This is a genomic window from Halorientalis marina, from assembly GCF_023028345.1.
GTDB classification, from domain to species: Archaea; Halobacteriota; Halobacteria; order Halobacteriales; family Haloarculaceae; genus Halorientalis; species Halorientalis marina.
The window spans coordinates 646,782-665,122 of sequence record NZ_CP095487.1 but is presented as its reverse complement, the minus strand read 5'-3'; the positions used below and the strand labels follow the sequence as shown (position 1 = coordinate 665,122).

General features: G+C 61.9%; 23 protein-coding genes and 2 pseudogenes. 13 read left to right on the top strand and 12 right to left on the bottom strand.

All coding sequences use genetic code 11. The features are described from left to right. Nucleotides 1-8: 8 nt before the first annotated feature. Nucleotides 9-401 (top strand): DUF5611 family protein, encoded by a 393-nt coding sequence (locus MUG96_RS03595; protein ID WP_246986571.1) that lies wholly within the window; start codon nt 9-11, stop codon nt 399-401. A gap of 231 nt (nt 402-632) precedes the next feature. On the opposite strand, the gene MUG96_RS03590 is transcribed toward MUG96_RS03595, so the two are convergent. The 3 genes from MUG96_RS03590 to MUG96_RS03580 form a co-directional block, all read right to left on the bottom strand. Beyond that, on the bottom strand, nt 633-1,472 hold the full coding sequence (locus MUG96_RS03590; protein WP_246986569.1) for a methyltransferase domain-containing protein: 840 nt from the start codon (nt 1,470-1,472) through the stop codon (nt 633-635). 121 nt (nt 1,473-1,593) lie between these two features. Further along, nucleotides 1,594-1,971 carry a hypothetical protein gene (locus MUG96_RS03585; protein ID WP_246986567.1) on the bottom strand — a complete coding sequence of 126 codons (378 nt, stop codon included), beginning with the start codon at nt 1,969-1,971 and terminating at the stop codon, nt 1,594-1,596. Nucleotides 1,972-2,134: 163 nt separating this feature from the next. Continuing rightward, on the bottom strand, nt 2,135-2,701 hold the full coding sequence (locus MUG96_RS03580) for a helix-turn-helix transcriptional regulator (RefSeq protein ID WP_246986565.1): 567 nt from the start codon (nt 2,699-2,701) through the stop codon (nt 2,135-2,137). A 144-nt stretch (nt 2,702-2,845) separates the two neighbouring features. On the opposite strand from MUG96_RS03580, the gene MUG96_RS03575 reads away from it, so the two are divergent. After that, entirely contained in the window at nt 2,846-3,499 is a 654-nt protein-coding gene (locus tag MUG96_RS03575; protein ID WP_246986563.1) for a hypothetical protein, read from the top strand. A gap of 84 nt (nt 3,500-3,583) precedes the next feature. On the opposite strand, the gene MUG96_RS03570 is transcribed toward MUG96_RS03575, so the two are convergent. The 3 genes from MUG96_RS03570 to MUG96_RS03560 form a co-directional block, all read right to left on the bottom strand. Beyond that, nucleotides 3,584-4,888: an RNB domain-containing ribonuclease gene (locus tag MUG96_RS03570; RefSeq protein ID WP_246986561.1), complete on the bottom strand. Its 1,305-nt coding sequence runs from the start codon at nt 4,886-4,888 to the stop codon at nt 3,584-3,586. A 66-nt stretch (nt 4,889-4,954) separates the two neighbouring features. Beyond that, nucleotides 4,955-5,254, bottom strand: coding sequence for a DUF7562 family protein (locus tag MUG96_RS03565; RefSeq protein ID WP_246986559.1), 300 nt, complete (start codon nt 5,252-5,254; stop codon nt 4,955-4,957). Nucleotides 5,255-5,311: 57 nt separating this feature from the next. After that, the gene (locus MUG96_RS03560; RefSeq protein ID WP_246986557.1) at nt 5,312-5,512 is read right to left on the bottom strand and encodes a hypothetical protein; all 201 of its coding nucleotides are present in this window, start codon (nt 5,510-5,512) and stop codon (nt 5,312-5,314) included. Between the two features lie 215 nt (nt 5,513-5,727). Between MUG96_RS03560 and MUG96_RS03555 the strand changes: the two genes are divergently transcribed. Together MUG96_RS03555 and MUG96_RS03550 are read left to right on the top strand one after the other, a co-directional pair. Further along, a complete protein-coding gene (locus MUG96_RS03555) occupies nt 5,728-6,219 on the top strand; it encodes an RNA-binding protein (protein WP_246986555.1) in 492 nt (163 codons plus the stop codon). 121 nt (nt 6,220-6,340) lie between these two features. After that, nucleotides 6,341-6,694 (top strand): cell division protein SepF, encoded by a 354-nt coding sequence (locus MUG96_RS03550; protein WP_246986553.1) that lies wholly within the window; start codon nt 6,341-6,343, stop codon nt 6,692-6,694. A 5-nt stretch (nt 6,695-6,699) separates the two neighbouring features. On the opposite strand, the gene MUG96_RS03545 is transcribed toward MUG96_RS03550, so the two are convergent. From MUG96_RS03545 to MUG96_RS03535, 3 genes are read right to left on the bottom strand one after another with little or no spacing between them, the layout of a single operon-like run. After that, nucleotides 6,700-7,158 (bottom strand): DUF6114 domain-containing protein, encoded by a 459-nt coding sequence (locus tag MUG96_RS03545; RefSeq protein ID WP_246986551.1) that lies wholly within the window; start codon nt 7,156-7,158, stop codon nt 6,700-6,702. Further along, nucleotides 7,158-8,393: an ABC-2 transporter permease gene (locus MUG96_RS03540; RefSeq protein ID WP_246986549.1), complete on the bottom strand. Its 1,236-nt coding sequence runs from the start codon at nt 8,391-8,393 to the stop codon at nt 7,158-7,160. The genes MUG96_RS03545 and MUG96_RS03540 overlap by 1 nt, the downstream gene beginning before the upstream one ends. Then, on the bottom strand, nt 8,383-9,042 hold the full coding sequence (locus MUG96_RS03535; protein WP_246986547.1) for a hypothetical protein: 660 nt from the start codon (nt 9,040-9,042) through the stop codon (nt 8,383-8,385). Before MUG96_RS03535 ends, MUG96_RS03540 begins: the two co-directional genes overlap by 11 nt. 194 nt (nt 9,043-9,236) lie before the next feature. Between MUG96_RS03535 and MUG96_RS24105 the strand changes: the two genes are divergently transcribed. The 6 genes and pseudogenes from MUG96_RS24105 (at nt 9,237) to MUG96_RS24100 (ending at nt 13,645) form a co-directional block, all read left to right on the top strand. Continuing rightward, nucleotides 9,237-9,359 (top strand): hypothetical protein, encoded by a 123-nt coding sequence (locus MUG96_RS24105; protein ID WP_256465427.1) that lies wholly within the window; start codon nt 9,237-9,239, stop codon nt 9,357-9,359. Nucleotides 9,360-9,450: 91 nt separating this feature from the next. Further along, nucleotides 9,451-10,383, top strand: coding sequence for an ABC transporter ATP-binding protein (locus MUG96_RS03530; RefSeq protein WP_246986545.1), 933 nt, complete (start codon nt 9,451-9,453; stop codon nt 10,381-10,383). Nucleotides 10,384-10,496: 113 nt separating this feature from the next. Continuing rightward, nucleotides 10,497-10,763, top strand: a pseudogene (locus tag MUG96_RS03525) (ABC transporter permease); the annotation flags it as partial. A 41-nt stretch (nt 10,764-10,804) separates the two neighbouring features. Beyond that, nucleotides 10,805-11,578, top strand: coding sequence for an ABC transporter permease (locus MUG96_RS03520; protein WP_246986543.1), 774 nt, complete (start codon nt 10,805-10,807; stop codon nt 11,576-11,578). 1,419 nt (nt 11,579-12,997) lie between these two features. Next, nucleotides 12,998-13,522, top strand: coding sequence for a hypothetical protein (locus MUG96_RS03515; protein WP_246986541.1), 525 nt, complete (start codon nt 12,998-13,000; stop codon nt 13,520-13,522). Then, nucleotides 13,523-13,645, top strand: a complete 123-nt coding sequence (locus MUG96_RS24100; protein WP_256465426.1) for a hypothetical protein — start codon at nt 13,523-13,525, stop codon at nt 13,643-13,645. Nucleotides 13,646-14,087: 442 nt separating this feature from the next. On the opposite strand, the gene MUG96_RS03510 is transcribed toward MUG96_RS24100, so the two are convergent. Together MUG96_RS03510 and MUG96_RS03505 are read right to left on the bottom strand one after the other, a co-directional pair. Then, a complete protein-coding gene (locus MUG96_RS03510; RefSeq protein ID WP_246986539.1) occupies nt 14,088-15,122 on the bottom strand; it encodes a tyrosine-type recombinase/integrase in 1,035 nt (344 codons plus the stop codon). Nucleotides 15,123-15,125: 3 nt separating this feature from the next. Then, nucleotides 15,126-15,647: a hypothetical protein gene (locus tag MUG96_RS03505; RefSeq protein WP_246986537.1), complete on the bottom strand. Its 522-nt coding sequence runs from the start codon at nt 15,645-15,647 to the stop codon at nt 15,126-15,128. 54 nt (nt 15,648-15,701) lie between these two features. Between MUG96_RS03505 and MUG96_RS03500 the strand changes: the two are divergent. Together MUG96_RS03500 and MUG96_RS03495 are read left to right on the top strand one after the other, a co-directional pair. Further along, nucleotides 15,702-16,229: pseudogene (locus tag MUG96_RS03500) on the top strand (ABC transporter permease); the annotation flags it as partial. 91 nt (nt 16,230-16,320) lie between these two features. Continuing rightward, nucleotides 16,321-16,512 (top strand): hypothetical protein, encoded by a 192-nt coding sequence (locus MUG96_RS03495; RefSeq protein WP_246986535.1) that lies wholly within the window; start codon nt 16,321-16,323, stop codon nt 16,510-16,512. Here MUG96_RS03495 and MUG96_RS03490 read toward each other — a convergent pair. Next, nucleotides 16,509-17,144, bottom strand: coding sequence for a hypothetical protein (locus MUG96_RS03490; protein ID WP_246986533.1), 636 nt, complete (start codon nt 17,142-17,144; stop codon nt 16,509-16,511). The genes MUG96_RS03495 and MUG96_RS03490 overlap by 4 nt on opposite strands. 104 nt (nt 17,145-17,248) lie before the next feature. Here MUG96_RS03490 and MUG96_RS03485 point away from each other — a divergent pair, with 104 nt between their 5' ends. Further along, nucleotides 17,249-18,340 carry an SDR family oxidoreductase gene (locus MUG96_RS03485; protein ID WP_246986531.1) on the top strand — a complete coding sequence of 364 codons (1,092 nt, stop codon included), beginning with the start codon at nt 17,249-17,251 and terminating at the stop codon, nt 18,338-18,340. Nucleotide 18,341 lies beyond the last annotated feature (1 nt).

The following is an 18,341-nucleotide window of genomic DNA, read 5'->3' as shown; positions in this document are numbered from 1 at the left end:
GTCTCCCCATGCGGGAGTACAAGATGCGTCGGGGCGAGCACCTCGAAGACCGCGTACCGGACATGAAAGCAAAGATCGAGGACTTCTTCGGGACCGTGACCGACACCCAGGAGTACAAGGGGAGCGACCTCTACGTCGTCGGTGACCCGGACAACCCGGTGTTCGAGCGCATCGTCGCGGGAACGGTGGAGTACAGTGGCAAGAAGGACAAACTGGGCGTGGACTTCATAGAGCGACCGGCCGAGGACGTCATCGCGGAAGGCAACGCCGACGCCGCCGCCGACGCGGTCGACGCGAAAAACGACTTCCTCGAGGAGTGTACCGGCCGCGACGCCAAGAGCCGCCGCGACTCCATGAAGCGGTCCGTCGAGGACGACGCCGAGACCCCCGACAACGTCTGATACGTTCTCGGTCCGTCTCCGGACGCCCGCGACCGCTTCGTACGCTTCCGTGATACACGCTATCACACTCCTCGGCCGGGGGAGGGGAACGTATCCGGCTCGCGGGGAGTGTCGTGTGCCGCCGTAGCCAGTAGTCGAGTGGCGACGGCGTCGTCCCGTGCGGGCACCGCCGGCGGCCGTGTCGCCGTCCGCCGGTGGGCCGGTATCCGGTGGCCCCGTGTTCGCCACCGGTTACCGTTCGGCCGCGAAGATACCGTACTGCCACAGCCCCGCCGACAGCGTCTCGTGCTGGTAGCGGGCGGCGACCCTGTTTTCCTCCTGGGTCGGCGTCCGGATACCGGCTTTGAGCATGAGTTTCGCCAGCGGCGCGCCGAGCCGACTCACCCAGTAGAGCCGCTTCGACGAGGGCAGTACGTTCTCGGTGGCGTCCTCGAAGCGAACGTTTCCGAACCCGGCGTCGTCGAGGGCCGCGCGGAAGTCGTCGGCGTCGGCGAGGTTGGGGACGGCCCAGCCGTCGAGCCACTTGTCCATCGACTCGCGTTCGTAGGGAGTCATGTTCTCGACGGCCCGGAAGCCGTCCGAGAGGACGAGCCGGCCGCCGTCGTCGAGCAGGCGGGCCGCCTCCGCGATGAAGTCGGTCTTGTCCTCGGCGTGGCAGATTGCCTCGATCCCCCAGAGCACGTCGAAGGAGTCGTCGGGGAACGGCGTGTTCGTGAAATCGGCGAGCGCGAACGACGCGCGGTCCGCGACGCCGCGTTTCCGGGCGAGTTTCCGGGCCTTCCGGAGCTGCATGGGCACGAGATCGATCCCCTGAACGGTCGCGCCCCGCTCGTCGGCGACCCAGACCGAACTCCCGCCGACCCCACAGCCACAGTCCAGCACGCGGTCGTCCGGCCCGATGTCGACCGTGTCGGCCAGCACGCGGTTCATGTTCTCGACGGCGGCACCGTGTGAACTGTGGTCGTCGTCGTGATAACCCGCGTGGAGCCCGTGGCTCACCGGCAACTGCCAGATGAGCTGGTAGTCGATGTGACTCTCCTCGTAGTAGTCCTGAATCGTCCCTGCGTCCATGGCACGTCCCCCCATTCTGTTGTCCCCTACACGGGGGCGCCGGCATAAGGGCATTCCGAAGCCATCGATGCGACCAAAAAATGAAGCGAGTGACGTGGACCGTGAAGCGACCGCGGGCGCCCTACGCGTCGTCGGCCCCGTCGTCGTCAGCGTCCGGCAGTTCGACGAGGAGCAGGCCGTCGTCGACCGGTTCGAGCGTAGCCGTCGAGAAATCGAGTGTGAACGAATCGTCGGCAGTGATCCGGGTCGGCTCGTCCTCTACGACCGTCGTGTTCTCGCCGACGGACATCGTGACCGACTCGTCGGCGGTCAGCCGGGTCGCGTTCTCCGCGTCGTCGTCGGCCGGGTCGTCCGTGGCCGCGTCGTCGGTCGGGTCCGTGCTGTCGTCGGGCATCGGTGCGTCTGCGGTGTCGGGGCCCACGCTGTCGGCGGCGGCCAGGCCGGTGCCGCTGATGGCCAGGGCCACCGAGAGCGTGAGCGCGACGAGTTTCGATTTCATGCGTCTCACGAGTGCCGGGCGCGACCGGTCGCGGGGACCGGTGGGCGGTCCAGCGGGGACCCGCGCCCGTGGCACTCGGTTCGGGGTTAGACGAAAGGCCACATAGCTACCCGTTGAAAACGCGTTCTGAAACGGCCGAAACCGGGTTTTCGCCGGTCGGCACCTACAGTAACAGGACGACGTTGCCCATCCCGCGTCGCTTGCGCTCGACGAGGTTCTTGGTCTCCAGGCTGTCGAGTTCACGGCTGACCGTCGCCTTCGAGAGGTCGGTACGGTCGACGATGTCGCTCTGGGGGAGGACGCCGTCGGCGTCGATCAGCGTCTCGTAGATCTCGCGTTCGTTGTTCGCGAGGCGCTCGGCCGTCTCTTCCCACTCCGCCCGGCGGACTTCGAGTAACTCGCCGTCCGGTGTCGGACCGGAACTCCCGTCGGTCACGAGCGACTCGGCGCGTGACGGAGCGGTATCGTCCGGTCGAGCGGTGGCCTCGGGCGACTGCTCGGCGAGCAGGAGATACGTGCTGGACGCGCCGAGCACGCACGACGCGACGGAGATGACGGCGACGTCGGTGTACCTGAAGTAATTGCCCAATTCGGCGACTTCCGTGCCGCGCTCGCCGACGCGAACCACGACCGGGGACGGAGTGATGAACTGGACCGCGAGGACGAGCGTCGCGGCGAGGAACACGACTGCGGCGAAGAGACGTCGGGTGGGGAGGGCCCGCAGTTGCATAGTCGACAATTCGAAAACGCGTGCAAAGTACCATCGATTCCGCTTCGCGGAGACCGGCACGAGACGGCGTGAAACACCGCTGAAACGCGTTTCGAACGCGTTTCAACCCAACGTTCATCAGGGCTTTCAGCCAACGGGAACACGATGACCGACGACCTGCGGTCCCGGCTCGGACTCCTCGCCGTGCTGGCCGTGCTGGGTGCGAGCATCGGCTGGGCCGGAGCTGCCCTCGGGTACGGCGGCCCAGTCACGGAGACCGGTTCCCCGCCCGCGTTCGTCGTCTCCGAGTCGAACGTCACGTTCTCGGACGGCACGCGGACGGTGACCGTCCTGGGCAACGTGACACGTGCCGAGACGGTCGAAATCGCGGCCGACGACGGACAGTTCCGCGTCGTGACCGAGTCGGGGCCGCTCACCGACGCCGAGCGACGGCGGGCGCGCGAGATCGCGCGGGCGAACGAGACGGTGCAGCGCCACCTCGCCGCGGTAGGGGACGCCGAACTCGTGGTGAAACCGATCCGGAACGCCGTGACCTCCGAAACCGTGCAAACGGTCGAGGTCGAACGGACCGACATCGGCAGGCCGGTCCGGGCGAACGGGAACGGAAGCACCTTCGTCGTTTCGACAGGGAACGTGAGCGTCGACGCGGACGGCGACTCCGTGACTATCGACCGCGAGCCGGCCGCCGCCGAGGACGACGTCTTCGTCCGGATACGCGACGCGGGAACCGGCGAACTCGAATACGAGGCCCAGGTCGACCTGGCCGAGGAACGAGTGGTCGTCGTGACCGAGGAGTGACGGCTCGCCCGCGGACTCAGTCCTCGTCCTCGTCTCCTGCGTCGACGAGACCGCGGCCCGGGCACGCATCGCGGCCCTCGCCGGTCAGTCCTCGTCGACGACCTCGATCCCCCGGTTGTTGACCGCGCCGGGATCGAGGCCGACCTCTTCGAGGAACTGCCGGTACTCCCGTTCGCACTGCTCGGCGTCTTTCTGCTTGTCCGAGGCGTGCGAGCAGAGTTCGTCGAGGTTCGTCGGCACGTCGTTGTTGTGGACGATCCAGTGGTTGACGAGGTCCGACAGCCGGCGGATTGGACTGGTGAAGTGGCCGTAAATCTCGAAGTTCAGGGCGTGGTGGCCGCCGAAGGGGTCGGCCATGTACTTCGCGCGGGGCATCACGCGCATCACGGCCCGCTGGATCTTCCCGAGTTGGCGCTCGGGGGCCTCCTCCAGGGTCTCGTTGACGGCGATGCGGGGGTCGTCGGCGGTCGCCGACACGGACACGCCGTCGAGGTCCTGGATCTCCCGCAGGGCCTCGTTCCACTGGTCGGGGGTGGGCTGTGGGTGGACGCGGAACATCGCCTCGACGCCCATGTCCCACTGGAGCGTGTGGGTGACGGCCTTGTTGGCCTTGAGCATGCACTCCTCGATGATGGTGTGGGCGCGGTCCCGGCGGGGATTGAGCACGAGCGAGCCGTCCTCCTTGCGTTGCTCGTGGAGTTGCTGTGCCAGGTCCCAGACCTGCTCGCACTTGGTGGCGAGGTCGACCTCGGGGTCCTCCAGCAGGTCGTCGGCGCTGTCGGGCTCGTCGAGCAGGCGTTCGGCCTGCGAGTAGGTCAGGCGGGCGTCCGAGCGGACGACGGACTTGTAGATGTCGATGGTCTCGTATGAGAGCGTCTCCGGGTCGAGATGCATCTCGACGGTGTGAGCCAGGCGGTCCTCGTGGGGCACGAGCGAGCAGACGGTCTCGGCCAGCACCGGCGGGAGCATGTGGACGGTGTAGGCGGGGAGATAGATGGTGTTGGCACGCTTGAGCGCCTCCGCCCACATCTCGCTGTCGGGGTGGACGTAGTGGGTCACGTCGGCGATGTGGACCCAGAGGACGATTTCGTCCTCGTTGACCTCGATGGAGAGGGCGTCGTCGAAGTCCTGGGCGTCGACGGGGTCGGTGGTCCAGGTAGGCATCTCCCGGAGATCGGCGCGGTCGTCGATCTCGGCCTCGATCTCGCTCTGGACGTCCTCGGTGCGTTCCTGGGCTTCCTCGAGGACTTCGGGCGGGAAGTCGTCGCGGAGCTCGAACTTCTCGAACAGGTCCTCGCGCTTGTTGGCGAGGTGGCGGGCCATCTCCTCGTCGATCTCGACGGGGCCCTGTCCCTCCGCAGTCCCGGCCGCTGCCTGGTCGCTGGTCATGCGACTCGGTACGGCGACCCGACAGTTAGGGGTATCGACCGGACACCGGGGCTCGCGGGCGACGGGTCAGGACTGCTGTTCCTCGGCGTCCTCGCCGGTGCCGGCGAGGGCGTAGAAGGCGGCGAAGAACTCCTCGCGGTCGGCCTCGCCGGCGCCGCTCTCGACGAGGAGGGTCTCGAGGCCGCCCCGGGGCTGGTGACAGCACTCGCGGTGACAGCCCTTACAGAGGAACTCGAACTCCTTGTCCTCCCGGGAGAACCGGTCGCCGTACTTGTCGTACTCGCGGGCGTCGGTGCGTGCGACCGACTGCCCACACGCGATACAGGTTACCTGTGAACCGTCCCGGGACCGGCCGGAGCCCCACATAACGCGACGGTTCGTGACTGACCTACTTATCCCTTTTCGACGCGGCAGAACGGGGAGTCAGCGCACCGCGTCGAGCGACACGGCGTGGTCCCTGTCGGCGGTGAGCCAGGCCGTATAGAGGCTGTCGCTCTCCTCCGTCGAGAAGACCGTCACCGCCGTCGGGTCGTCCCAGTCGTCGTACATACACTCCAGTTCGAACTCCGGCAACTGGTCGAACTCAACCCCGCTCTCCTGTTCGGATCTATCGACGACACTCATATCTGGCTCACCTCGTAGCGGTCGACACGGCGTCTCCCGACCGGTCGCGACAGCCGGCCCGTGGCCGCCCGCGACCTCGTCGTGTGACAACGCCTGTCGTTCATCCAATTTCACCTGATACGGCACCAAATAAAAGCCTGTGGCACCAGGTATCACACCTGATAACGGACGGGCGAGAGCGGGCGATTTATTCCGAGCGGCAGCCACGTGGGGGTATGGAGGTCACATCGCGACATCACCTGCGGGCGGACGCGGTCGACGAGCTGGAGACGGCGCTGTCGGCCGGTCTCGGCGTCGAACTGGACGCCGACAGCTACGAACTGGTGGAACTGGAGGGGACCGAGTTCGACCTCGTCCTCGTGGACGGTGAGCCGTCGGTGTGCTATCTCGACGACGACGGCGAGCGGGCGCCCTTCCTGACCGTCGACGGGGCCAACGAGTACCCGCCGGCGAAACACCGCGTCACCGTCGACAGCGGCGCCATCTCCTTCGTCAGCGACGGTGCCGACGTGATGCGGCCCGGCATCGTCGAGGCCGACCCCGACATCGAACCGGGCGACCTCGTTGTGATCGACGAGGAGAACCACGGCAAGGTGCTGGCGATCGGCCGCGCGCTCACCGAGGGGTCGGACATGGTCGGCTCCGAGGGCCGCGTCGTCGAATCCATTCACCACGTCGGCGACGATCTCTACGAGTTCACCGTCTGATCGTTCGCGTCTGACACGCGTCATCGCTCCGTCTGGCACCGGTCACGTCCTGCGGTTAATATATTCTCTCTTATGTTTGTCTGACGTAAAAACTATACTTTCAGGGAGTCGTGACGTGGGTATGGGCTTCATGAACAAGATCATCGGGAATTCGGGGTCCGCGCGCCGGACCGACGACTACGAGGAACTCGACGGCGTGGCCATCCCCGAGACCGAGGCCGACACCCAACTTCACATCGCACAGATCAGCGAGAAACAGGACGTCATCGACATCAAAGACGCCGTCTACGCCGGCGACATCGTCGTCGCGGACATCACCCGCCACACGACCCAGGACCGGACGATGGAGCAGATCACCGACGAACTCCAGCAGGTCGCCCGCGGGGTCGGCGGTGACATCGTCCAGAAGAACGACGACCAGATCATCGTCACGCCCCGAAGCGTCGAGATCAGCCGCAAGAAGCTCGGTCGCTAACCGACTCACTCGGTTTCTTCGTCGCCCGGCTCGGGCGAGGCCGTCCCGGCCGGCGGTTCCCAGGCGAACACGAGCACGCCGCCAGCCCCGCCCAGGATCAGCCCGAGGAAGAACACGCCGCCGAACACCACCAGGAAGGAAAGCGCCGAGAGGACGATCCCGACGACCCCGAGCGCCGAGGTACGCTCCGGACGGACGATGGCGGTGACGCCGGCGAAGACCACCAGCGCACCCAGCGGGACGCCGAGCGTGACCACCGACCGGCTCTCGACCAGCGACGCCGTGAGGACGAACTGGAGCGCGGGCCAGGCAATCGCCAGCCCGCCGAGGATCATCACGAGACCGGGCCAGAACGGTCGTTCGGCGCGCCACTCGGCGAACGTAACGGTCTCCGGGTCGGTGGCGTCGGCGCCGTCCGACCCCATCGTCAGTCCCCGACTCCCGGCGGATTCGGTTTCATCCATCACGAGTAGCAGTTAGCGGGCGCCTCACTCGGCTCCTGTGTGACGTTGATGTCCTCGATCTTCTCGGCACGGACCCGGAGCTCGAAGTTCGTCAGTTCGGTCTTCGTGCTCCCGAGCTGGTGGGCCAGCAGGTACACGTCACGGCCGTTGGTCAGCGCCGGGAACGCGTCCAGCCCGAACCGCACGTCGTTGACGCTCCCCAGCCCCGAGGCGTTCTGGGGCGAGCACTCCCAGTAGTTGACGTTGTCGACCTTGATTCCCGGGTCGTAACCGGGGAAGTCCACCACGTCCAGCCGGGCCTCCAGTTGTCGGGCCCGGAACTCCGAGGCGTACACGTCGACCGCTTCCGGCGGGTCGCCGTCGAAGGTCCCACAGTCGCCACCGGTCGCGTAGGCCGTCGTCGCCGACAGCTCCAGGGACTCGATCTTGTCGGTGCCCCGGACCGGGAAGTTCTTGTAGATCTGGAAGCCGCCGATGACGACCTCGTTGTTGTTCCAGCAGTCCAGACGCTGTCGCCCGAACCGGTTCACGTCGTCTTTCTTCGAGGAGTCCAGCGTCGCCTCGATACAGCCCTCGTCTAGCAGGTCGATCGTCGTCGGCTTGGGACAGTGGGCCTGGTAGTTGTACTGCCCGGCGTCGAGCGTGTCCTGTACGAGGACGAAGCCGCCGAGCTCACCGTCCTGCTGTGGGAAGTCGTCGCCCGAGGCCGCCGGTGCTGTCACCGTGACCAGCAGGGCCGCGAGCGCGACCACGACCAGGACGGAGCTCCCGACCCTGACCGCGGTACTGACGCGCTCGATCCGGACCTGCGGCCGCGTGCCGCTGGCACACAGCAGTCCGCCGACGCCGGCTACCAGAAGCGCCAGGAAGAGCGCGTGCGGGTCGGCCACCTCCGTCGGCGCGAGCAGCATACTGGTGACGTCACCGAGGGCGATCAGGACGCCAGTCAGGCCCGCGGCCGTGGCCCGTCCCGGCCACAGGAGGGTAACGCCGGCGAGGACGACGCCCAGAAGCGGCGCGAAGATGCCCGCGTAGCCGGCGGACGTGATCGTGGTGTCGGGCACGCGCACGAACAGGAGCGCCTGCCAGGAGAGCAGGAGGCTCCCGAGCGCGAGCAGGGCCGCGCCGCGGGCCGGACGAGCCGTCAGCCACGACCGGAGCCGACCGGTAGGTGTCTGTGTGGCGGTATCGTCGTCGTCGTGTCCCGTACCGGGATCGGTGCTCTCAGGGGCCATAGTCGTAGGTGCCGTCGCCTTGTGGATCGTACTGGACGACCAGTCCGAGGTTCTGGAGCGTTACCTGATCTGCCGTCAGGGACGACATCTTGAACTCGGCGTTGTACAGCTGGAAGGCCGGGCGCTCGGAGCGGTCGGTCGCACCCGGATCGCTCCCGTCGATGGCAAACTGGGTGCCGGTGTTCACCGCGCCCTGTGGGTTCGGTCCGGCGTACGCGACGAACTCGGTGAACCGCGAGTCCGTGTTGCGCTCGTCGAGGACAAACCCGCGCCAGATGGCGGTCCCGGCGGTCAGGCTGTCGGTCTTGAACGTCACGGTGTTAAGCGTCGCGCGGTCGGCCGTGATGATCAGCCGGAGGTTTCCCTGAACGCCCGGGAGATTCTCCAGCCCGAGTGTCTTCTCGACTTCGAGGTCCTCCGCCACGGTCGTTGCCACCTCGAACTGGGCTGCCGGTGCGCCGTTGCTCGTCGTCGCCGGAACCGATTCCGACTCCGAGGCCCCGAAGTAGCTGGCGGAGACGTTGAACCCCCCTGTCCCCGTCAGCGGAATCGACACACCCACCCCGGTGCTCACGACCAGCAGTCCGACGAGTGTCCACAGCACGAACAGCACGCCGATACCGCTGGCGAGTCGTCTGTTGTCGTACATAGTTGATACCAGGACCGAAGCGAGCCATCCCCGCCGGACCGTCGTCGACCGCACAGCCCGCGCTCGCCGCCCCCTCGCGGCAACCGCGACTGTACGTTCCTGTCGACCACGGATTCCGTCCCCCCCGGAAGTCAGCTCGTGGTCCGGGTGACGAACCACCGGAACTGACTCGCGTGCGGTCTCTTGTGCACGACATGAGCATCATCTCATATCAATGTGTCGACCGGGAAGAAAGCTTCCAGCACACGAAAATAACCGACTGCGGCGGGACGGAACCGACCACGGACCGCCGGCAGTCCGTCGCGTGGGACCCGTGACGGACAGTGAGCGTACCCGACCGTGGCCCGGAAGCGACGCTCGGCCGGCGGAGAACGTTGGGCTTACACGCCCACGTGCCGTCGTTCGGGTATGTCGCTGTCCATCCGCGCGTCGGACCTCGTGAAGGACTACGCGGACGTGCGCGCGCTCGACGGGCTGGATCTCGAAGTCGAGGCCGGGGAGTTTTTCGGCCTGCTCGGTCCGAACGGCGCGGGCAAGACGACGTTCATCAACATCCTCGTCGGCCTGGCGGAGCGCACCGCCGGCGAGGCCGAAGTCTTCGGGTACGACGTCGACGACGACTACCGCCAGGCCCGGGACGCCATCGGGCTCGCGCCACAGGAGTACAACGTCGACCGCTTTTTTCCGATCCACGAAGTGCTCGAACACAAGGCCGGCTACCACGGCATCCCGCCGGGAGAGGCCAGCCGGCGGGCACAGGAGGCGCTCGATACCGTCGGGCTCGCGGAGAAAGCAGACACCCGCTTCGACTGGCTCTCCGGCGGAATGAAACGCCGGTTCATGCTGGCTCGCGCGCTCGTCTCCGACCCCGACCTCCTGATCCTCGACGAACCGACCGCCGGCGTCGACGTGCAGCTCCGGCGAGACCTCTGGACGATCATCAACCGCATGAACGACGAGGGGACGACGATCCTGCTCACCACCCACTACATCGAGGAGGCCGAACGGCTCTGTGACCGCGTCGCCATCATGGACGAGGGCCGGAAAGTCGAGGTCGCCAGTCCCGGCGAACTGATGGACCGCGGAACCGACCGCATCACCATCGACCTGCGCGAGCCGCCGACGACCGCGCCGGACCTGTCGCTGTCGGGCGTCCACGACGTGCAACTGTCCGGCTCGCAGGTGGTCGTGACCGCCGCCCGCGGGAGCGCGCTCGTCCCCGACCTCGTCCGCGAACTCGACGAGCGAGGCTACGAGGTGGCCGAACTCGACATCGAACGCGCCTCCCTCGAAGAGGTGTTCGTCGACGTGACTCGCAAGGAAAGCGAGGTGAGTGCATGAGCGACGAGCACGGGCCAGACGACACCAGCGAGCGGCGTCCCGACGGCGGTACCGCCGCGGGCGAGACCGTCAGTGGTGCGGAGACCCCCACGGAGTCGGGCGTCCTCGACCGGCTGTTCCCGGCGGGCTTCCGGACGCTCTGTCGCCGTGAAGTGTTGCGGTTCGTCCGCCGGCCGCGCAACACCTTCCTCCCGCCGGCGATCACGAACGTCCTCTACTTCGCCGTCTTCGGCGTCATCCTCGGTGGCCGCATCGACGAGATCGCCGGCTTCTCCTATATCGTCTTCATCGTCCCCGGCCTCATCGTCCTGGGCACCATCTCCAACGCCTTCGAGAACGCCTCCTTCTCGATCTTCCACGGCCGCTGGAACGAGTACATCCTAGGACAAAGCACTCAAATTTTATTCAAATTGAGGCACCAATGAGCACCAACAGACAGTTCATACAACTGAAATCACTCGTCAAGCGTGAAATACTGAGGTACGTCAGACGGCCATACAATACGTTCCTACCCCCGATAATCACCAATTCTCTATACTTCTCTGTGTTCGGTGTAATACTTGGCAGTCGGATTGGAGAAATTGCAGGTGTGAGTTATCTTCAGTTCGTTCTACCGGGCTTGGTAGTCCTTGGCTCAATCTCAGACGCCTTTGAGAACGCTTCCTTCTCGATCTTCCACGGCCGATGGAACGAGTATATCAATGAGGTAACTACTTCTCCAATGTCTTATCAGAATATGGTGCTGGCATACACTATTTCCAGCACACTCCGGGGGTTCATTACTGCTTCATTGATTGTCGGTGTTGGATTGATATTTACCTCTATTCCAGTGTCAAATCCGTTTTATCTGGTTGCGTTCCTACTTGTGATTGGAGTCTTATTCAGCGGGTTCGGCGTGATCGGCGGGCTTTGGGCCGATGATTTCGATTATCTGACCGTGATGAACCAGTTTATTCTCCGACCGCTGGTTTTCTTCGGCGCGGTATTCTACTCGCTTGAGATACTGCCCCCGCTGTGGCGACAAGTGTCTCTGCTGAATCCGATGGTGTATATGGTTAACGGCGTTCGGTTTGGGATGATTGGAGTAACCGAAATTAATCCAAACGTCTCATTGATTGTGTTGTCCGTAGCCGCTGTTGTTGTGATGTTCGTGAACTTCCTGCTGTTCAAGCGTGGGTATGGACTAGTAGAGTAGCACATCTTCAGCGCGGGTGTGGAGTACCGTAATCTATGGGCCTGTATCCACGGCGACTGAGGGGGCGAGCGCGGTCGTGACAACGATGGTCGGGTAGGGTGGTCATACATTACGCAACTCAGCGCACAAAAAATAGCGAAATAGCGGGATTTTAGTCACCAATCCACGCCATTCCACATTCGCAGTATTAAGATTTTTGTGTCATAAATCGAGCGTTATGTTATGAACATAATGTCTGGCCTATCCACGATATTTCTATTTGCTGGGTTGGTTTGGCTATTTCTCGCCTTGTGGGTAGCGAATGATGCCAGTAAAAAAGGGAGATCTGCTTCCTTTTGGTTTGTAGTAACTCTTATTCTCGGTATAATTGGTATTCTTATATATACAATTTCTACCAGTTCCGAATCTCCCCACTCAAAAATAGAGTGCAATGAATGTGGAGCAACAAATGTGGGCAATCCGAATTTTTGTCAAAATTGTGGGTGTGAGATAGAAGTACAACCAGAAAAAGAGAATGAAACAGAGGTAGTAGAAATCGGTCCAAATGACATTGGACTCGCTTCTATCACTTGTCCACAATGTGGTGTGAAAAATTCAAAGCGAGTTAATTACTGTGGTGTGTGTAATGTCCAATTCAAGAAAGTAGAGACGTGAGAGTCCCTACAACGCCGTCCGACTGTACGACGAGCTGGAGACTGTAGCACAACGCCGACTCGATCTGTGCGCGGCAGGCTGGCGGGGGGGCGGCTGACTACTCTCCCTCCCTCCGGTCGGTCGAGAACAGCACAGCCTACCGCACAGCACTACAATTAACTCTCCTTGCGACCGGAGGGAGCGGAGAGTACAGCAATACAGAATACAGCAATTATAACAACAATAGCTAATACTGTAACTAATGCTGTGTTGTAGCTGTATAATGCCCCCACCCGTGGTGTTCGGCAGTACTGGTAGAACAAGCCCTGAGTGTTGATTTGGCTGGCGATAATTTTTGATTCTTTTTTATAGGGGGTGCCGAATCGGACACTTAAACCCGAAATTCTGCCCACGCGATACCGAGAAAACACCAATCCTTGGAGCGATTACTATCAGTAACCATCGAAGCGGAACAAGCGCGGTGCAGTCGGGGGAGTCAATGCCACGGGAGCAGAGTTCGATCTACTGCCGGAACGAAATTGAGCGCGCCTGCCGCTTCGCTACTGCCGAGGCGAGCGCAGTTGCGGCGCGGTGCGTGGCGAAAGCCCGGCGCGGTGCGTGGCCCGGAACGTGGAGGTGGGTGGGCTTGGTGCGGTAGCGGTATGACACTCGATCTATCTGCGAAGCCAGCGCGGTCGCAGTAAGAGAGAAAGCAGGACCGTGGAGGTAGATGTGCTGGGTAAAATGTCGAATAGATTGATATGCCTGTAATTAACAGTATTTTGTATGCTCGGGAACAATCTTGGTAATGAAGTGGTACAACTCATAGATGAGTGGATACCAGAAGACAAACACGAAAATGAATACGGATTTCAACAGGAATTAGAGGGTTATTTAGACATTCAACTGAATGAAAAGAGCAATTCAGGAATGCACCCCGGTCTTGGTGGTGGCACTGGTGGAGAGGTTCCGGTCTGGCGTGAACGTGGAAAATCTGACGCAGATCTCGTTGTAGATGATAGCATCGGGATCGAGATGAAAAAAGATCTCAAAAACCGGGACATAAACCGACTAAGAGGTCAAATAGAAAAATACAAAAAAGAATTCCCTGTGGTGATTGCGGTTGCTTGTGGGATCTCAGATATGAGTGGTTGGAGAGAATTACAAAATGATTATCAAGGTATGGGGGCGGTCGGAATGAGTCAAAGCGAGGTGCATTTTATACATAAGAAAAAAGATAACTTCGGAAAAGACCCATCCGAAATCAATCGGGACAACAGTGGACCCTTTGGCGGAGGAGGTCTGATTTAAATGTCAGAATTGGAAGCAGAAGGAGGATTGCCTGATTGGATCGTTGCGACACTAATGCTGATTTTCTTAATCGGTGCAGGGATAGTTCTGTATCTTGATATCGATCTCTTAGGGACTTTCTGACTGCATTTCTGAAATTTACAATCGCAATAGGGCAGTAGGATACACCAAAATATGGTCAAATATGGCCCGATTTATTCCGTTGAGTTACTGGAACGGTATTTGGCTACCCCCTACATTGCCGTTAGAGGTTCTGTATGTAGATAATCACAAGGCCTTAGAGAAAACCATAGTTTGATGGCATTGAACGCGGCGCTAACGATAGTCTTAGCGATTCGGGATTTCCGTTAAGCCGCTACTTTTCGATTTGAGTCTGTGACCAGTGGGGGTTGAACATCAATTGTTTAGCTGCACGGGATTAAGAGATCTCCCGATTCTGTCGATTTCTGTGCGCTCCGGTGTGTCAGACGTATTAGAACAGCAGTCTGTTCAATATGATAGCCGTCTAACGCCCTTAGAGTAGCGTAGAAGTCCTGTGCCAGCCTTAGGCCGCTGGCCTGACAGTCTACGTTTCGTCCGGGCTTGGATCAAAACCACGACTCGCTTCTTTGGCTTCGTCTTCCGACATATGCAGGTAGATGAGAGTCGTCTCAAGTTCTTCGTGACCGAGCAGTTTTTGCAGTTTCCGAATGTCAACTTCCTCAACCAACTGCATAGCGAAAGAGTGCCTAAGCGTATGAGCAGTGATTTTGTGTTGTTTACGCCCGTCCGAGTATTCAGCGGTTATTTCTTGAAGTCCTGCGTTATCAGCCGCTTGTTTAATCATCTGGTTGATATAGTCGCCGGAGATGTGCTTACTGTCATTGGTCGGAAAGAGATAATCAGACTCGTTGGCATAGGTCATATTGTCGCGCTCGTGATTCAGCCAGCGGTCAAGATGAAAGCCGAGATAGTCGGGATTATAGGCAACAGTCCTACCCTCGGGCGATTTCATCGGTGGAATGTAGATTGATTCGTCGTCCCGATCAATATGCCTCGGATTCCGAATTTTACACTGTGCCAGTTCTTCGCGTCGGAATCCGCAGTTGAAAAGCAACATTATGATAAGTTCGTTCCGGCGCTTGGGCTTCGGGACGTTCTTTTTCAGCTTATTGACTTCAGAGCGGTCAAGATAGGCAAATTCGTCGTCCGTGCTGTCAGACATTGCCTGCTTCTTTTTTGTGTCGCCACGTAGCCGCTTCTTGTACTTCTTTTTCAGATTATCGTATGGATTATCCGGTATATCAGGTACTTCTTCCCCTTCCTCTTCTTTTTCTTCGGCTATTGTCCCCATTGCCTGATAGAATTTGGAGATAGCGGAAACTCGTTGGCTGATTGTCGAAGGAGCCATATCGTTTCGATCTAACTGTTTGATGAAACGCCTCAAGTCGAGATTATCGGCTTCCCAAGGACTCTTATCGCGGTTATCCGAAAGCCAGTCTGCCCAATTCTCGACGTGGCGACTGTATCGGTCGAAGGTTGATTGAGAAAGCTTGTCGCTATCACTATCATCGACACTTTCGGCTTCCCATTCTTCAATGAGATATGAATCAGTAGCCATACGTTATTCCTCTCTACACCACGCTATCTGCCCCTCATCAAGCGTAAACGCTTCATTGACCGTGGCAGTTTGTGTCTGAAGTTTTAACAGAGTCTCGCTAACTCGATCTCGGTCTTCATCAATCTCCTCGGCTATCTGCTCGGCTGTCTTCCCGTCCGGCTGGTTCGCGTCAGACTCTTTGGGCAGGCAGTCGAACACTCGATTCTTCAAGTCCGCCTTGGCTTCGGCTGTTACTTCTTTTTCGACGTTTGTAAGCCGGTCGTCAAGGTCAGATACGGTGTCGTTAAGCCCCTCAAGAGCGTCAAGCACCTGATTCAGAGCCTCGGCTTGGACAGCGCCGGTATCAGATTCTTCGGCTTCAACTGCCGTCTGTGTCGCCTGTGTGTCGTCTGAAATCTCGTTATTGACTGCGTGCCGGATTAGTTCTGAGAGGCTACGAAAGGTGTCTGAGTCTTCTACTGCTTGTTTCCAGTCGTTCTTAGTTTCCGGATCGACGGTCAGATTGACGCGCTTTCGGTCGGGCACTGTGATTACACAGATACAGGCTATATGTATAAAACTTGTGTAAAACAAAGCAGGAACGAGTACATCCACGAGGTGCTGACCTCGCCGCTTCCCTACTCCTCGATGGTGCTGGCCTACGTGCTCTCCTCGGCACTCCGGGGCGTCCTCGTCGGCATCATCATCGGGCTGGTCGGGCTCGGCTTCACGCTGCTCGACCCGAGCATCCAGTCGCTGACTATCGCCCAGCCGCTCTACCTGGTGGCGTTCATGCTCGTCGTCAGCCTGCTGTTTGCCGGCTTCGGCGTCGTCGGCGGCCTCTGGGCGCGTGACTTCGACTACCTGACCGTGCTGAACCAGTTCATCGTCCGCCCGCTGGTCTTTTTCGGCGGCGTCTTCTACTCGCTCGACATCCTCCCGCCGCTGTTCCGGACGCTCTCGCTGCTCAATCCCATGGTTTACATGGTCAACGGCGTCCGCTACGGCTTCCTCGGCTACTCCGACGTGGAACCCAATGCCGCCCTGCTCGTCCTCTCGGGGCTGACCGTCGCCGTCGTCGCGCTCGACATCGTCCTCTTCCGTCGCGGTTACGGCCTGGTCGACTGAGGCCGGTGCCGGTCGCTCCGGGCCGGCCCGGACCGTGACCACGCGAGTAGCGGGGCGGGTTTGATGTGTTTCAGGTCCGTACGAGGGTGCAATGAGCGTCGTCCTGGGGTTCAACCGCCGGAACGTCGGCGCGCTGGTCGCGGTGACGCTCGTGCTGACGGTCGGGTACGTCCTCGCCTCCGACCCCGTCGTCAGGTACGGCGCGTGGCTGGTCGTGTTCGCGGTCTGGATGGCGTGGTTCGTCCTCGCCGGGATCGAGTGGCTCCACAACGCCGACTTCTAGTCCTCGACGACCACGTCCTCCGGGTCCGCGACGGTCACGGCCCCTTCGATGGCGTCGTCGGCGACGAGCAGGTCCTCGGCCGCGTCGACGTGGACCGGCGCCCGCCGGTCGACCGACGACGCCTCGACCCCGTCGGCGACGGCACCGTCGGCCGCCTGTAACACGTCCTCGACGTCGACGGCGGTCACGTCGGTCGCCACCGCGCCCTGCGAGAAGCGCACGTCCTGCGCCGAGCGGACCCGGAGGTCCGCCCGGTCGTCGACGCCGCCCTCGATGCGGACGTCCTCGACGCCCTCGGCGACGACGCGGTCGGTCTGTTTCGTCACCACGTCGTGGCGGGAGTCCTCTATTTCGAGGGTCCCGTCGACCGCGTTGGCCCGGACCAGCACGTCCTCGCAGTCCCGCACGGCCGCATCGTCGCCGTCGTCGACCACGCAGTCGCGTGCGGGGTCGGGCAGGGACGCAGCCGGGCCGCGAACGCGGAGGTCGCCGGCGTCGGAGACCGTAATCTCGCCCCCGACGGCGCTGCGCTCGACGAACACGTCGCCCGGGTCGACGAGCCGGAGGTCGGCGGCATCCGTGACGATCACGTCCGCGACGTCGTCGTACGTCGAGCGACCGAACCCGAACATCACTCCGAGTTGTATCGCCCGCGAGGTAAGCTTTGCCCGGAGGCGTTGTATTCGCCGAGTTGCGGGCGAAACCTATTCCCGTGCCCCGGTAGTCACGTGTCCCCATGACGACCGTCTTCCTGACAGGGTTCCCGGGGTTTCTCGGGTCGGGGCTGATCGAGCGCCTGCTCGACCGGTACGACGACACCACGGTGACCTGTCTCGTCCAGTCGAAGTTCCGCGAGGAGGCCGAGTCGCGAGCCGCCGACCTCGCCGACGACCCCGACCGGATCGACTTCGTCGAGGGTGACCTCACCGCCGACCGGCTCGGCCTCGCCGAGGAGGCCTACGCCGACCTGCAGGCCCAGACCGTCGAGGTGTTCCACCTCGCGGCCATCTACGACCTGGCCGTCGAGCGCGAGCCGGCCCGGCGGGTGAACGTCGCGGGGACCCGGCGGATGCTCGAGTTCGCCGCCGGCGTCGACGGCCTGGAGCGGTTCCACTACGTCTCGACGGTCGTCGTCGCGGGCACCTACGACGGCCGCTTCACCGAGGACATGCTCCAGGAGGGCCAGCAGTTCTGTAACTACTACGAGTCGACGAAACACGCCGCGGAGGTGCTCGTCCAGGAGCGGATGGACGACCTGCCGGTCACGGTCTACCGCCCGGGCGTCGCCGTCGGGGACAGCGACACCGGCGAGACCCAGAAGTACGACGGGATGTACGAGTTCGTCGAGTTGCTCGCCGACCAGGGTTCGACCGCGGTCGTCCCCACCGTCTTCGGGTCGAGCGGCGCGGAGTTCAACGTCGTCCCCCGCGATTACATCGTCGACGCCATCGGCTACCTCTCCGGCATCGACGAGTCCGAGGGAAAAGTCTACCACCTCGCGGACCCGGACCCGCCGACGACGGCCGAACTGATAACGACGCTCGGGGCGGCGATGGGGAAGACACGGACGTTCGTCCTTCCCATCGTTCCGAAGGGTATCACCGAGGGGATTCTCTCGTCGCTCGCTTACATCAGCGACGACGCCGCGGAGTTCGTGCGTGCTGGCGGGCTGACGTACTTCGACTGGCCGCCCTCCTTCGACTGCTCGAACGCCGTCGAAGACCTGGAAGGGTCGGGCATCGAGTGTCCGGACTTCGGGGACTACGCCGAGAACCTCGTCGAGTTCTACGAGGCCAATCCCGAGGTCGGCAGCGAAGCGATGCACTGAG

Coding starts and splice junctions, on each gene's coding strand:
- MUG96_RS03540 (WP_246986549.1), bottom strand. CDS start 8,393: ATGGCCCCTGAGAGCACCGATCCCGGTACGGGACACGACGACGACGAT.
- MUG96_RS03495 (WP_246986535.1), top strand. CDS start 16,321: ATGAGCGTCGTCCTGGGGTTCAACCGCCGGAACGTCGGCGCGCTGGTC.
- MUG96_RS03520 (WP_246986543.1), top strand. CDS start 10,805: ATGAGCACCAACAGACAGTTCATACAACTGAAATCACTCGTCAAGCGT.
- MUG96_RS03485 (WP_246986531.1), top strand. CDS start 17,249: ATGACGACCGTCTTCCTGACAGGGTTCCCGGGGTTTCTCGGGTCGGGG.
- MUG96_RS03545 (WP_246986551.1), bottom strand. CDS start 7,158: ATGGATGAAACCGAATCCGCCGGGAGTCGGGGACTGACGATGGGGTCG.
- MUG96_RS03585 (WP_246986567.1), bottom strand. CDS start 1,971: ATGAAATCGAAACTCGTCGCGCTCACGCTCTCGGTGGCCCTGGCCATC.
- MUG96_RS24105 (WP_256465427.1), top strand. CDS start 9,237: ATGAGCATCATCTCATATCAATGTGTCGACCGGGAAGAAAGCTTCCAG.
- MUG96_RS03570 (WP_246986561.1), bottom strand. CDS start 4,888: ATGACCAGCGACCAGGCAGCGGCCGGGACTGCGGAGGGACAGGGCCCC.
- MUG96_RS03490 (WP_246986533.1), bottom strand. CDS start 17,144: ATGTTCGGGTTCGGTCGCTCGACGTACGACGACGTCGCGGACGTGATC.
- MUG96_RS03550 (WP_246986553.1), top strand. CDS start 6,341: ATGGGCTTCATGAACAAGATCATCGGGAATTCGGGGTCCGCGCGCCGG.
- MUG96_RS03555 (WP_246986555.1), top strand. CDS start 5,728: ATGGAGGTCACATCGCGACATCACCTGCGGGCGGACGCGGTCGACGAG.
- MUG96_RS03560 (WP_246986557.1), bottom strand. CDS start 5,512: ATGAGTGTCGTCGATAGATCCGAACAGGAGAGCGGGGTTGAGTTCGAC.
- MUG96_RS24100 (WP_256465426.1), top strand. CDS start 13,523: ATGTCAGAATTGGAAGCAGAAGGAGGATTGCCTGATTGGATCGTTGCG.
- MUG96_RS03515 (WP_246986541.1), top strand. CDS start 12,998: ATGCTCGGGAACAATCTTGGTAATGAAGTGGTACAACTCATAGATGAG.
- MUG96_RS03565 (WP_246986559.1), bottom strand. CDS start 5,254: ATGTGGGGCTCCGGCCGGTCCCGGGACGGTTCACAGGTAACCTGTATC.
- MUG96_RS03595 (WP_246986571.1), top strand. CDS start 9: ATGCGGGAGTACAAGATGCGTCGGGGCGAGCACCTCGAAGACCGCGTA.
- MUG96_RS03530 (WP_246986545.1), top strand. CDS start 9,451: ATGTCGCTGTCCATCCGCGCGTCGGACCTCGTGAAGGACTACGCGGAC.
- MUG96_RS03575 (WP_246986563.1), top strand. CDS start 2,846: ATGACCGACGACCTGCGGTCCCGGCTCGGACTCCTCGCCGTGCTGGCC.
- MUG96_RS03590 (WP_246986569.1), bottom strand. CDS start 1,472: ATGGACGCAGGGACGATTCAGGACTACTACGAGGAGAGTCACATCGAC.
- MUG96_RS03535 (WP_246986547.1), bottom strand. CDS start 9,042: ATGTACGACAACAGACGACTCGCCAGCGGTATCGGCGTGCTGTTCGTG.
- MUG96_RS03510 (WP_246986539.1), bottom strand. CDS start 15,122: ATGGCTACTGATTCATATCTCATTGAAGAATGGGAAGCCGAAAGTGTC.
- MUG96_RS03580 (WP_246986565.1), bottom strand. CDS start 2,701: ATGCAACTGCGGGCCCTCCCCACCCGACGTCTCTTCGCCGCAGTCGTG.